The sequence below is a fragment of the Mycobacterium sp. NGS57 genome (assembly GCF_059812405.1).
Map to the genome: position 1 here is coordinate 225,664 of NZ_JCALCP010000002.1, position 12,575 is coordinate 238,238.

12 protein-coding genes are annotated in these 12,575 nt (G+C 71.7%); 6 read left to right on the forward strand and 6 right to left on the reverse strand.

The window, feature by feature from the left end:
• Nucleotide 1: 1 nt before the first annotated feature.
• Entirely contained in the window at nt 2-1,081 is a 1,080-nt protein-coding gene (gene manB, locus AC5Y43_RS04465) for a mannose-1-phosphate guanylyltransferase (protein ID WP_499969790.1), read from the forward strand.
• 55 nt (nt 1,082-1,136) lie between these two features.
• Here the strand turns inward: manB and AC5Y43_RS04470 are convergent, their stop codons facing one another.
• Genes AC5Y43_RS04470 through cofD form a run of 4 tightly spaced genes read right to left on the reverse strand, consistent with a single transcriptional unit; the run spans nt 1,137 to nt 5,618 of the window.
• Nucleotides 1,137-1,685, reverse strand: a complete 549-nt coding sequence (locus AC5Y43_RS04470) for an NUDIX hydrolase (protein WP_499970417.1) — start codon at nt 1,683-1,685, stop codon at nt 1,137-1,139.
• Complete coding sequence (locus AC5Y43_RS04475; RefSeq protein WP_499969791.1) at nt 1,682-3,262, reverse strand: Eco57I restriction-modification methylase domain-containing protein; 1,581 nt, start codon at nt 3,260-3,262, stop codon at nt 1,682-1,684. Before AC5Y43_RS04475 ends, AC5Y43_RS04470 begins: the two co-directional genes overlap by 4 nt.
• Nucleotides 3,259-4,629, reverse strand: a complete 1,371-nt coding sequence (locus AC5Y43_RS04480) for a coenzyme F420-0:L-glutamate ligase (protein WP_499969793.1) — start codon at nt 4,627-4,629, stop codon at nt 3,259-3,261. The genes AC5Y43_RS04475 and AC5Y43_RS04480 overlap by 4 nt, the downstream gene beginning before the upstream one ends.
• Nucleotides 4,626-5,618, reverse strand: a complete 993-nt coding sequence (cofD, locus tag AC5Y43_RS04485) for a 2-phospho-L-lactate transferase (RefSeq protein ID WP_499969795.1) — start codon at nt 5,616-5,618, stop codon at nt 4,626-4,628. The genes AC5Y43_RS04480 and cofD overlap by 4 nt, the downstream gene beginning before the upstream one ends.
• Nucleotides 5,619-5,960: 342 nt before the next feature.
• On the opposite strand from cofD, the gene AC5Y43_RS04490 reads away from it, so the two are divergent.
• On the forward strand, nt 5,961-6,299 hold the full coding sequence (locus AC5Y43_RS04490) for a WhiB family transcriptional regulator (RefSeq protein ID WP_499969796.1): 339 nt from the start codon (nt 5,961-5,963) through the stop codon (nt 6,297-6,299).
• A gap of 10 nt (nt 6,300-6,309) precedes the next feature.
• Here the strand turns inward: AC5Y43_RS04490 and AC5Y43_RS04495 are convergent, their stop codons facing one another.
• Complete coding sequence (locus tag AC5Y43_RS04495; protein ID WP_499970418.1) at nt 6,310-6,732, reverse strand: metallopeptidase family protein; 423 nt, start codon at nt 6,730-6,732, stop codon at nt 6,310-6,312.
• A 143-nt stretch (nt 6,733-6,875) separates the two neighbouring features.
• On the opposite strand from AC5Y43_RS04495, the gene AC5Y43_RS04500 reads away from it, so the two are divergent.
• From AC5Y43_RS04500 to manA, 4 genes are all read left to right on the forward strand, one after another.
• Nucleotides 6,876-7,349, forward strand: a complete 474-nt coding sequence (locus tag AC5Y43_RS04500; protein ID WP_499969798.1) for a DUF3499 domain-containing protein — start codon at nt 6,876-6,878, stop codon at nt 7,347-7,349.
• Nucleotides 7,350-7,418: 69 nt separating this feature from the next.
• Nucleotides 7,419-8,798 carry a phosphomannomutase/phosphoglucomutase gene (locus tag AC5Y43_RS04505; RefSeq protein ID WP_499969800.1) on the forward strand — a complete coding sequence of 460 codons (1,380 nt, stop codon included), beginning with the start codon at nt 7,419-7,421 and terminating at the stop codon, nt 8,796-8,798.
• Nucleotides 8,795-9,877, forward strand: coding sequence for a TobH protein (locus AC5Y43_RS04510; protein ID WP_499969802.1), 1,083 nt, complete (start codon nt 8,795-8,797; stop codon nt 9,875-9,877). The genes AC5Y43_RS04505 and AC5Y43_RS04510 overlap by 4 nt, the downstream gene beginning before the upstream one ends.
• 8 nt (nt 9,878-9,885) lie before the next feature.
• On the forward strand, nt 9,886-11,121 hold the full coding sequence (manA, locus tag AC5Y43_RS04515) for a mannose-6-phosphate isomerase, class I (protein WP_499969803.1): 1,236 nt from the start codon (nt 9,886-9,888) through the stop codon (nt 11,119-11,121).
• Here manA and AC5Y43_RS04520 read toward each other — a convergent pair.
• On the reverse strand, nt 11,099-12,496 hold the full coding sequence (locus AC5Y43_RS04520; protein ID WP_499970421.1) for an FAD-dependent oxidoreductase: 1,398 nt from the start codon (nt 12,494-12,496) through the stop codon (nt 11,099-11,101). The two genes, manA and AC5Y43_RS04520, sit on opposite strands and share 23 nt — an antisense overlap.
• Nucleotides 12,497-12,575: the final 79 nt, after the last annotated feature.

Below are 12,575 nucleotides of genomic sequence, written 5' to 3' on the forward strand. Positions count from 1 at the left end.
CGTGGGAGCCGCCCAGGTTGACGCGGTGGTCCTGGTCGGGGGCAAGGGCACCCGGCTGCGGCCGCTGACGCTCTCGGCGCCCAAGCCGATGCTGCCCACCGCCGGGCTACCGTTTCTGACCCACCTGCTGTCGCGGATCGCCGCGGCGGGCATCGAGCACGTGATCCTGAGCACCTCGTATCAGGCCCAGGTGTTCGAGGCCGAGTTCGGCGACGGGTCCAAGCTGGGCCTGCAGATCGACTACGTGACCGAAGAGAACCCGTTGGGCACCGGCGGCGGCATCGCCAACGTCGCCGGCCGGCTGCGCCACGACACCCTGATGGTGTTCAACGGCGACGTGCTGTCCGGCGCCGACCTGGGCCAGCTGCTGGAGTTCCACCACGCCAACCGCGCCGACGTCACCCTGCACCTGGTCCGGGTGGGCGACCCGCGGGCGTTCGGCTGCGTGCCCACCGACGAGCAGGGCCGGGTCACCGCGTTCCTGGAGAAGACCCAGGACCCGCCGACCGACCAGATCAATGCCGGCTGTTATGTGTTCGCGCGCAACGTGATCGACCGGATCCCGCGCGGCCGCCAGGTCTCGGTGGAGCGCGAGGTGTTCCCGGCACTGCTGTCGGACGGCGGTGTCGGCGTTTATGGCTACGTCGACGCCACCTACTGGCGCGACATGGGCACGCCCGAGGACTTCGTGCGCGGCTCGGCGGACCTGGTGCGCGGCATCGCCCCGTCCCCGGCGCTGCACGGCCAGCGCGGCGAGCAGCTGGTGCACGACGGCGCGGCGGTGTCGCCGGGCGCGGTGCTGATCGGCGGCACGGTCGTCGGGCGTGGCGCCGAGATCGGTCCCGGCGTCCGGCTGGACGGCGCGGTGATCTTCGACGGGGTGAAGGTCGAGGCCGGCAGCGTGATCGAGCGCTCGATCGTCGGCTTCGGCGCCCGCATCGGCCCGCGGGCGCTGATCCGCGACGGGGTGATCGGCGACGGCGCCGACGTCGGCGCGCGCTGCGAGTTGCTGCGCGGCGCGCGGGTGTGGCCCGGGGTGGCCATTCCCGACGGCGGGATCCGCTACTCGTCCGACGTGTGAGGCCGGCACGAGCGTGCGGCTGGCTTCACACTCGGTGCCGACTGTGCGGCTGGCTTCACAGTCGGCGGGTCGCCCGCGAAACCAGGTACTCCAGCGCGTGATCGGTGCCGTCGGGCAGCGCGCCGACGGGCCACCAGCGCAGGTCCTCGGACTCCTCGCTGATCGCGATCCGCGCGCCGGGCGGCGCGTGCGCCACGAACTGCAGGTCGAGGTGGCGGGTCGGCACGCCCAACGAGCAGGTGACCGGATGGACGTGCACGGCGGCCAGCTCGGGGTCGATGCGCAGGCCGTCGACGCCGGACTCCTCGGTGGCCTCGCGCAGCGCCGCGCCAACGATGTCTGTGTCGCCGTCGTCACTGTCTTCACAGTGCCCACCCAGCTGCACCCAGCGGCCCAGGCGGCGGTGCAACGTCAGCAGCGTCCGCGATCCGGTGTCGTCGAGCACCAGCGCCGACGCGGTGACGTGGCCCGGCACGCACTCGCGGCGGCAGGCGTCTTCGCGGGCGTGCACGAATGCCAGCACGGCGTGGCGCAGCGAGTCCTGCGCCGGGTCGGGGGCCCGCCACCCGGTGAGCGCCGAAATCGCAGAATCGCGCAGCGTCAACGGGATCCGCGCCTCATCCGGCGGTCGCGCAGCGACGCCCAGGCCGCGCGGCACCCCGCGACCACCTCGCCGGGCAGGCCGAGGCCGTCGATCAGGACGTGGCGGTCGACGAGGTCGAGCGCCTTGTCGGTTTCGTTGGCCTTCAGCAGCAGGTCGACGTCGCGGGCGAGTTCGGCGTCGGCGTACGCCGGCGCGGGGATGGGCAGTTGCTCGGCCTCGCGGGGTTCCAGCTCCAAGATGCCCCCACCGTAGCTGCGGCCGAGGATCTCGGCGAAGGCGAACGTCACGCTGTTGTGGAACACCGCGGCCAGCGCGGCCGGGTCCGTCCCGGGCGCGAGCCGGACCCGGTGCACGGTGTCGGTGCTCGTCGCCGCGGCGGCGTTGACGGTCAGCCGCGGCGCCCGGTGGATCTGGCGCAGCAGGAACAGGTCTGGAACCCACAGCGACGGCGTGGTCCACCACGGGGTGCGGATGGAGCACTTGTAGCCCCGGTGCACGCCGGCGGCCTCACCCGCGTCGATGTGCGCGACGACGGCGGCGTCGGTGGGCTCGGCGGACGCGTCGAGCAGCCAGGTCCGCTGGCCGGCCGCGAGATCGGCTGCGCGGCAGTCGGTGTCGTAGACCAGGCCGGACAGCTGGGCGCTGCGCGAGACGAGCGGGACGCAGTGCGGCCGCAGTCCCAGCCCGCCGGCCTGGGCGTCGGTGAAGGTGAAGAAGCTGTTCCGCCCCGTCACGATGCCGACGTCCACCCCGGCCAGCGACCCGAGCCGGGTCAGTTCCGGCGAAGCCTGAAGCGTGCGCAGCAGCCGGATCGCGGCGGGGGCGAGGAAGTATTTGGTCCACTTCTCGTTTTCGTGCAGCAGCGCCGGCTCCGAAGGGAGACGTTCGAAGTCGGCGTGCGCCAGCGCGTCGGCGTCCTCGAGGTGGACGGTGCGGATGCGGGCCGGCCCCGCGCCGGTCACACCGCAGAACAGCACCACCTCCTGCTGGACGCCGTCGAACACCAGCCGCTCGAACGTCAGCAGCGTGATGTCGCGGTAGCGGCTCAGCAGAAACTCGCGCAGCGGGGCGGCATAGCCGACCTGGAGCAGCTCGGCGGGCAGCACCAGGCCGACGCGTCCGCCGTCGCGCACCAGGACCGTGCTCGCCACGACGAAGGGGACCCAAGCATTGGTCAGCCGGCTGGGGCGCAGGCCCTCGCCGCGCATCAGCTCCAACGCCGGCTCCCGCTGATCGGCGGCCCAGTTGCCGAAGCGGATGTAGGGCGGGTTGCCCGCCACCCCGTCCCAGCCGCCGACGTCCGCCCCGGCCATCCACGTGAACAGGTTCCCGGCGTCGACGGGAGCGAACTCGCCGGCCTTGGCCGCCTCGGCCGCCACCAGTTCCACACCGCGCACCCCGTCGCCGAGCCTGGCCAGCTCGCGCAGGATCGCGCCCTCGCCGCAGGACGGCTCGAGGATCCGTGGGCCGGCGTCGCGCACCCAGCGGGCCAGGAATCGGGCGACGGGCGCCGGCGTGTAGTAGCCGCCGCGCACCTTGTCGGGCGATGCCGCCACCTTGCCCGCGAACGTCGTCATTTGCGGATCAACAGATCCCCGGCGTCGACCGGGTCGCGTGGGCCGGGGGGATCCAGGGCATGGCCGATCGCGATGGCGCCCAGCGGCTCCCAGTCCGCGGGCAGCTCGAGCTCGGCGCGCACCAGGTCGGCGGCGAAGATCGTCGAGCCGATCCAGCAGCTGCCCAGCCCGCGCACCGCGAGAGCGACCAGCAGCGCTTGCACGGCCGCCCCGACGGCGACCGTGAACATCGTGCGCTCGGCGTCGGTGCGCCGGGCGTCGGGATAGGCGTGGGCTCCCTCGGGGACCAGGAACGGGATCACCACTTCGGGTGCGTCGTAGAGGATCTGGCCGCGCGCCACCCGGCGCTCGATGGAGTCGGCGGCCCGGCCGTCGGCGGCGAGATCGGCACGCCACTGGTCTTTCATCCGGTCCAGCAGCCGGACGCGGGTGGCCGCGGTCCGCAACCACACGAACCGCACCGGGCGGGTGTGGTGGGGGGCAGGGGCGGTGAGGGCCTCGGCGACGGCGGACTCGATCAGCTGCCGCGCCACCGGTTCGTCGCTGAAGCGGCGCACCGAGCGGCGCAACAGCTGGGCCTGCCGGCGGCCCGCGTCGAGGGCCTCGGCGGTGCCGAGCCAGAACAGGTCTTCCTCGCCGGGGCGCAGCAGTTGCCGGGCCGTGGAGCCGTCGTCGGTCACGGGCAGCCCGCGCACCACGGCCACCGGCAGCGCGGTCAGTTTTCCCTTGACCAGGTCGGCGGCCGCGGCGACCTCGTCGGCGATCGCGACCTCGGTGACGAGCAGCTCGTTGCCGTACGGGTCGACGGCGCCCGAATAGCTGTGCAGCACACGAAGACCGGCCGCGCCGATCGCCGCGTCGATCTGGCCGTTGCGCCAGGCGCGGCCCATCGTGTCGGTGATGACCACGGCGACGTCGACGCCCAACCGCTCCCGCAACCCGGTGCGCAGCGCCGCGGCGCTGGCGTCGGGGTCGACCGGCAGCAGGGCCAGCTCGTCGCGCCCGACGTTGGATCCGTCCACCCCTGCCGCGGCCTGCACCAGGCCGAGCCGGCTCTCGGTGATCAGCGTCCGGCCCTTGCGCGCCAGCACCCGCACCGCCTCGGAGTCGACGAGCTTGCGGCGCAGCCGATCCCGCGCCTCGGCGTCCCGCGGCGCCGGCACCAGGCGGCCCTCGCACTTGGACACCACCTTGCTGGTCACCACCACGACGTCCCCGTCGCGCAGCCAGGGCGCGGCCGCGGCCAGCGCCGCACCCAGGTCGTCGCCGGGGCGGAACTCGGGCAGCCCCGCCACCGGCAGGATCTCGACGGCGGCCCCGGTGCCATGGTCGCCGCGTTGCGGCGCCGGTGTGCCTGAGTCGGTCACGTCACGCCCGCCAGCTCGAGCCCCGCGCTGACCATCTCGGCGGTCGCCTTCGGGTCGCTCATCAACAGCGGCACCGCGCGCACCGCGACCCCCTCGATGCCGGCCGAGTCGCCCTCGGCGATCAGCCAGCAGTCCAGGATCCCGGTGGCCTTGCGCGCACCGTAATGCCGGCCGACGGCCTCGGCGGTGGATTCGACCCCGATGACGGACAGGCAGGCATCGGCCATGCCGCGCAACGGCTTTCCGCCGATGATCGGCGAGTAGCCGACGACGGGTGCCGCGGCCTTCCGCAACGCGCCGCGGATGCCCGGCACGGCGAGGATGGCGCCGACGCTGACCACCGGGTTCGACGGCGCCAGCAGGATCACGTCGGCGTCGCCGATGGCGGCCACGGCTTCGGCTGCGGCGCTGGCCTTTTCGGCGCCGACGAACGCGAAGCTGTGCGTGGGCACCTGCGCCCGGTAGCGCACCCACCATTCCTGGAAGTGGATCGCGCGCCGGCTGTCGTCGTCGGGATCGGTGATCACCACGTGCGTCTCGCAGCGGTCGTCGGTCACCGGCAGCAGCCGCGCGCCCGGTTGCCAGCGGTCGCACAGCGCGGCGGTGATCTGTGACAGCGGGTAGCCGGCGTTCAGCATCTGGGTGCGCACCAGGTGGGTGCCCAGGTCGCGGTCGCCCAGCGCAAACCAGTCCGGCTGCACGCCGTAGCGCGCCAATTCCTCCTTGGCGTGCCAGGTTTCGTCGCGGTGACCCCACCCTCGCTCCGAGTCGACGCCTCCACCTAAGGTGTACATGCAGGTGTCCAGATCCGGACAGACACGCAACCCATGGATCCAGGCGTCGTCGCCGATGTTGACGATCGCGGTGAGTTCGTGGCCGTCGGCATCCGGGCGCCGCTGGTTTGCGAACTGACCGAGCCCGAGCAGCTGTTGAACCCCCAGCAGGAACCGGGCGCCGCCAACCCCACCGACCAGAGCGGTGACTTTCACTTGAGCTTCACAGGGCTCGACAGTACTGCCCGGCCGGGGCACCCGTTTCGACGACCGAAACGGGATGTGATCGACACGCCGAAGACCCCAGACAACAGAAACGCCGAAATTTCGTAACGAGATGATATGGAAATGCGGCAGAACGCTTGACCAAGCAGGTCAACAAGTGTCTAATCACAACAGTGTCATTTCCCGGTTGGCCGGCCGGTTCCGGTGTCGCAGACCGAGATTCGATCACTTGTTCGAATTGTCTGTACATCAGAACAGTGGGAATTCACTATCTCTCTCAAATCAAGCTGAGGAGGCGGACGAAGCATGTCTTATGAGCACCTTCGGGGCGTTATGACAGGCACACCGCGCACCACCATCGGCACGGCGCCGGCGGCGACCGTCCGTCCGCACCTGACCGTGGTTCCTGACACCCCAGTCGTTTTCGAGCCCGAGCCCCTTCCCCTGCCCACCCCGGACCAGTGGCAGGACCGCGCGTTGTGCGCGCAGACGGACCCCGAGGCCTTCTTCCCGGAAAAGGGCGGCTCGACCCGCGAGGCCAAGAAGATCTGCCTGGGTTGCGAGGTGCGCCACGAGTGCCTCGAGTACGCCCTGGCCCACGACGAGCGCTTCGGCATCTGGGGCGGTCTGTCCGAACGCGAACGCCGCCGGCTCAAGCGCGGCATCATCTAAGACGCCAGCCCTATTCGTCGTCGATGGTGGGGTCGATGACCTGGGGCTCGACGTCCAGATAGATCGCCACCTGGGCCACGAGGATCTCGTGCAGCAACTCGTCGAGTTCGACGGTGTCCTTGGCTCGCCTCTCAATCGGCTTGCGGAACAAGACGATTCGCGCCCGCGTGGCATTTCCGCGAACATCGACGCCGGCCGGGATCAGCCGGGCGAGCGCGATCGGCCCGTCGGCGATGACCTCGGGCGGCCACTGCACGCTGTCGGGGTCCTTAGCGGCGATGCGGGGGATTTCGTCGACGGCCACGTCGAGCTCGGACACCCGCTCGTGCCAGCGGCGCTCGATGGGTTCGTAGGCCTCCAGCACTGCCATGTCGAACCGCTCGGCCCGGCTGCGCCAACCGGGCACGCTCGGCGGCAGCAGCGGGCCGCGCATGTCGCGCCCCCGCCGGGCGCCGCGGGAGGAAGCCGAGCGGCGCGTTTCGCCCACGCGCCGATGGTAACGGTTGGACATCGCGGGCCCCTCGGATGCGCGTGTCCGGCGCTGCCTGGGCCTTTTTGCGCGATAGCCTTTGCGACGTGAACGTTCCCCGTCGCTGTTGCCGGCCCGGGTGTCCGCACTATGCCGTGGCGACCTTGACGTTCGTCTACTCGGATTCGACGGCAGTCGTCGGCCCGCTCGCCACCGCGCGCGAACCGCATTCGTGGGATCTGTGCGTCGGCCACGCCGGCCGGATCACCGCCCCCCGCGGATGGGATCTGGTGCGCCACGCCGGCCCGCTGAATTTCGAGCCCGCCCACCCCGACGAGGACGACCTGGTCGCCCTGGCCGACGCGGTACGCGAGGGTCGCCCGCGCGACGTGGCGGCCGCCGCTCCGCTGAACGGCTTCGCCCCCGCCATGGGTGCCGTGGGCGCCACGGGCGCTGAGGCCCCCCTGCAGCACGCCGGCGCGCATGCCACCGCGCCGAGCAGCGGTTTGCTCGCACCGCCCGAGCGCCGGTCGGGACGGCGCCGCGGGCATCTGCGGGTGTTGCCCGACCCCAGCGACTGAGGCGGGCGCCCGGGGGCCGATAGGCTGACGCCCAGAGCCCCAGCAATCCATGGCGTCAGGAGTTTCGCAATGTCCCGGTCCGCCGCGACCGTTCGCCGTGTCGTCAAGGCCTACGACGTGCGCGGGCTGGTCGGCGAGGAGATCGACGAGTCGCTGGTCACGGATCTGGGGGCCGCGTTCGCTCGGCTGATGCGCGGCGAGGGCGCTACGCGGGTGGCGATCGGCCACGACATGCGGGACAGTTCGCCGGCGCTGTCGGCCGCCTTTGCCGACGGGGTGACCGGCCAGGGGCTGGACGTGGTGCGCATCGGGCTGGCGTCCACCGACCAGCTGTACTTCGCCTCCGGGCTGTTGGACTGCCCCGGCGCGATGTTCACCGCGAGCCACAACCCGGCGGCCTACAACGGCATCAAGCTGTGCCGGGCCGGGGCCAAACCGGTGGGCGCCGACACCGGCCTGGGTGTCATCACCGACGACGTGATCGCCGGTGTCGCACCGCATGAGGGGCGGCCCGGGTCCGTCTCCGACCGCGACGTGCTGGCCGACTACGGGGCGTTTTTGCGTTCGCTGGTGGACACCGCCGGGCAGCGCCCGCTGCGGGTGGCCGTGGACGCCGGCAACGGCATGGCCGGCCACACCGCGCCGGCCGTGCTCGGCGCGATCGACTCGATCACCTTGTTGCCGTTGTACTTCGAGCTCGACGGCTCGTTCCCCAATCACGAGGCCAACCCGCTCGACCCCGCCAACCTGGTGGACCTGCAGGCCTTCGTGCGCGACAGCGGCGCCGATATCGGCCTGGCCTTCGACGGGGACGCCGACCGGTGCTTCGTGGTCGACGAGCGCGGGCGCCTGGTGTCGCCTTCGACGGTGACCAGCCTGGTCGCGGCGCGCGAACTGGGCCGCGAGATCGGCGCCACGGTCATCCACAACCTGATCACCTCCCGCGCGGTCCCCGAACTGGTCACCGAGCGCGGCGGCACACCGCTGCGGTCCCGCGTCGGCCACTCCTACATCAAGGCGCTGATGGCCGACACCGGCGCGATCTTCGGCGGCGAGCACTCGGCGCACTACTACTTCCGTGATTTCTGGGGCGCCGACTCCGGCATGCTGGCGGCGCTGTACGTGCTGGCCGCGCTCGGGGAGCAGGACCGGCCGCTATCGACGCTGACCGCCGACTACCAGCGCTACGAGTCGTCCGGCGAGATCAACTTCACCGTGGCCGATGCGTCGTATTGCGTTGAGGCGGTGCTGAAGTCGTTCGGCACCCGGATTCACTCGATCGATCACCTGGACGGGGTGACGGTCGACTTGGGCGACGGCAGCTGGTTCAACCTGCGCAGCTCGAACACCGAGCCGCTGCTGCGGCTCAACGTGGAGGGCCGCACCGCCGAGGACGTCGACGCGGTGGTCACCCACGTCAGCACCGAAATCAGGGCAGCCACACCGTGAACGCGACGCGGTCGATCGACCTGGAAGACCCCGAAGGCCTGCTCGCCGCGGACCGGGACGGCCTGTTGCGGGCGGCGTCGTCGGCGGGCGCGCAGGTGCGCGCGATTGCCGCGGCAACCGGCGAAGGCGCGCTGGACCCGCTGCGCACCGAAGACCGTGCGCGCAGCGTGATCTGGGTCGCCGGCCGCGGGACCGCGGGGACCGCGGGGGCCATGCTGGCCGCGACACTGGGCGGGGCGGCGTCGGCGCCGATCGCGGTCGTCGGCGAGGCGCCCCCGTGGGTGGGCCCGCTGGACGTGTTGATCGTCGCGGGCGACGATCCCGGCGATCCCGCGCTGGTCTCCGCCGCCGCCACCGGGGTGCGCCGCGGCGCGCGGGTGGTGATCGCGGCGCCGTATGAGGGGCCGCTGCGCGATTCCACGGCCGGGCGCGCCGCGGTCCTCGAGCCGCGGGTCTGGGTTCCCGACGAGTTCGGGTTGCCGCGGTACCTTGCCGCCGGGCTGGCCGTCCTGCATGCCGTCGACCCGCGGCCGAGCGTCGAGCTCGGCGCGCTCGCCGACGAGCTGGATGCCGAGGCGCTGCGCAACAGCGCCGGCCGCGAGCTGTTCACCAACCCGGCCAAGACGATCGCCGCGCGGCTGGCCGGGCACCGGGCGGCGCTGGCCGGCGACTGCGCCGCCACGGTGGCGCTGGCCCGCCACGGCAGCTCGGTGCTGCTGCGGCTCGCGCGCGAGGTGGTCGCCGCCGCCTGGCTGGCGGACGCGGTGGTCGCGCTGCGCACCGGCGATGCGGGCTCGTCGGTGGACGCACTTTTCCACGACGAGCAAATCGACGGGCCGCCGCCCGACCGGATGCGGGCGCTGGCGCTCACTTTGGCCGACGAGCGGACGGTGGTGGCCGCCCGGGTCGCCGGCCTCAGCGATGTCGACCTGGTCACGGCCGAGGACGTACCCGACGCGCCGGATGCCGGGGGCGGTTCGCCCGTGCCGGCCCGTGCCGGGCCCGCCGAGCAACAACTGGCAGTATTGGCCGTTCGGCTGGAGATGGCCGCGGTTTACATGCGACTGGTGCGGGGATAGATACACAAGTGGAACTTCTTCGGGGGGCGTTACGTACGTACGCCTGGGGATCACGAACCGCCCTGGCGGAATTCACCGGGCGACCGGTTCCGGCGGCGCATCCGGAGGCCGAGCTGTGGTTCGGCGCGCACCCCGCCGACCCGGCCTGGCTGGAAATGGGCAAGGGCAACAAAGATGAAGTCTCGCTGCTGCAGGCGCTGGTCGACGACCCGGAGGGGCAGCTGGGCCCGGGATCGCGCGCCCGGTTCGGCGACGTGCTGCCGTTTCTGGTGAAGGTGCTGGCCGCCGACGAACCGCTGTCGCTGCAAGCCCACCCGAGCGCCGAGCAGGCGGTCGAGGGTTACCTGCGCGAGGAGCGGCTGGGCATCCCGGTGACCTCGCCGGTGCGCAACTACCGCGACACCTCTCACAAGCCCGAGTTGTTGGTGGCGCTGCAGTCGTTCGAGGCACTGGCCGGGTTTCGCCCGGCGTCGAAGACCATCGAGCTGCTGCGGGCGCTGGCCGTATCCGACCTCGACCCCTACATCGACCTGCTGAACGATCAGTCCGATGCCGACGGCCTGCGCGCGCTGTTCACAACCTGGATCACCGCGCCCCAGCCCGACATCGACGTGCTGGTACCCGCCGTGCTGGACGGCGCCATCGCCTACGTCAGTTCCGGCGCAACGCAATTCGCCGCCGAAGCCAAGACGGTGCTGGAGCTCGGCGAGCGCTATCCCGGTGATGCCGGGGTGCTGGCGGCGTTGCTGCTCAACCGCATCACCCTGGCTCCGGGCGAGGCCATCTTCGTGTCCGCCGGCAACCTGCACACCTACCTGCGCGGCTTCGCGGTGGAGGTAATGGCCAACTCCGACAACGTATTACGCGGGGGCCTGACCCCCAAGCACGTCGACGTGCCCGAGCTGCTGCGGGTGCTGGACTTCGCGCCTACCACCGAGGAGCAGCTGCGGCCGCCCATCCGCCGCGAGGGGCTGGGTCGGGTGTACGAGACGCCGACCGACGAGTTCGCCGTCGCGCTGCTGTCGCTGGAGAGCGAATACCTCGGCCACGAGGTCGACGCCTCCTGCGCCCACGAGGGTCCGCAGGTCCTGTTGTGCGCCGAGGGCCGCACGACGGTGCACGCCAAGTCCGGATCGCTCACCCTCGAACGCGGGATGGCCGCCTGGGTGGCGGCCGACGACGGGCCGATCCGGCTCGTGGCGAGCGAGCCGGCCAAGCTGTTCAGGGCGACCGTAGGGCTGTGACGGCCCGCCGCCCCTTGGCGGCTTTGACGGCGCCGCGGCGCTCGCGCAGCCACAGCCGCATGTTGTGGGCCATGGTGCGGCCGACGATACGCGGCGGCGGCACCATGTAGAGGCTGTCCAGCAGCGAGAACCGGCGCAAAAACCATTCGGCCAGAACGGGTTCGGTCTCGGCGGCCCCGAGGAATTGGTCGAACAGCGATGCCGACGGCCGCCACCACCACGGCACGGGGGCCTTGGTGCCGGCGTGGTGGAAGTTGACGTCGGCGATGCCGTTCATCATCCACACCGGGTAGGTGGTCTTGGCGGTAGCCCGATTCAGTTGGCGCGCAAGGCCTTCGAGGTCATCAGCGGGTGATTGCAGCGCTCGCCGCAGATGGCCGGCCTGCAGCGAGGTCATCGTCATGCCCTGCCCGAACGTGGGGTTGAAGCTGGCGACGGCGTCGCCGAGGGGGACGATGCCGAGCGGAAAGCGGTCCAGCTTGTCGTAGCGGCGCCACCGGCTGGCCGGGAACGCGTGATAAGCCGGCTCGCCGACCGGTTCGGCCTGCGCCAGCGCGGCGGCGAAATGCGCGGGCAGCAGCTCGTCGGCCAGCGCGAGCATCTCCGGAAACGTCTCCGGCGGTTTGGCGTTGGCCACCCCGAACGTCGTCAGCACCCAGATGTGGTCCTCGTAGTGCAGCATGCCCAGCCCGAGCCGCTGGTCGTGCGAGGCGCCGGCGACCACCACCTTCTCGGCGATCAGGTCCTCCGGCATCCGGAACCGCTGGGTCGCGTAGTTGATGCCGATGTCGATGGTTTCTTCGACGGGGCGCGCGAATCCCCACTGCGACAACCACACCGGCAGCCGCGTGCCACGGCCGGCGGCGTCGACGACGAAGTCGGCCGGCACGAACTCCGGCTCGCCTTGTGGGTCGTGCGGATCCAGCAGCACACCGGTCACCCGCTGGCGCGCGCGATCGAAGCGCGGTTCGAAGACCGACCGCCGCACGATCTCGACGTTGCCGATCTGCTCGACGCGCCGGCGCAGCTGCCACTCCAGGTGGGGGCGGCTCGGCACGTAGGCGGTGAACTCGTCGCGCAGCGTGTGCCCCGTCCCCAGGACGTGGCCCGCCGCGCCCAGGTGGATGCAGTCCGGCCGGTTCTCCAGCATCGGAACGCCCGCGTCCACCATGTCGGCCAACAGGCCCGGAAACAGGCTCTCGAACTCCGCCGCCCCCCGGGCCATCAGCATGTGCAGATGCCGGTCCTGCGGCACGGCGGCGCGGTGCTCCGGGGCGCCCGGCAACTCGTCGCGCTCGTAGACGGTCACCTGCGGGTAGCAATCCGCCAGCACCCGCGCGGCGCACAGACCCGCGATGCTTCCCCCGATGACCACGGCGTGGCCCCGGCCGATTCCCCCATCCGGCATGACCGCAGACTACCCAGTACTGTGCGGTCCATACAGGCCCGACAGG

What these genes read in the sequence shown, in the direction of transcription:
- AC5Y43_RS04490 (WP_499969796.1), top strand. Translation starts at nt 5,961, where the DNA reads ATGACAGGCACACCGCGCACCACCATCGGCACGGCGCCGGCGGCGACC.
- AC5Y43_RS04505 (WP_499969800.1), top strand. Translation starts at nt 7,419, where the DNA reads ATGTCCCGGTCCGCCGCGACCGTTCGCCGTGTCGTCAAGGCCTACGAC.
- AC5Y43_RS04475 (WP_499969791.1), bottom strand. Translation starts at nt 3,262, where the DNA reads ATGACGACGTTCGCGGGCAAGGTGGCGGCATCGCCCGACAAGGTGCGC.
- AC5Y43_RS04495 (WP_499970418.1), bottom strand. Translation starts at nt 6,732, where the DNA reads ATGCGCGGCCCGCTGCTGCCGCCGAGCGTGCCCGGTTGGCGCAGCCGG.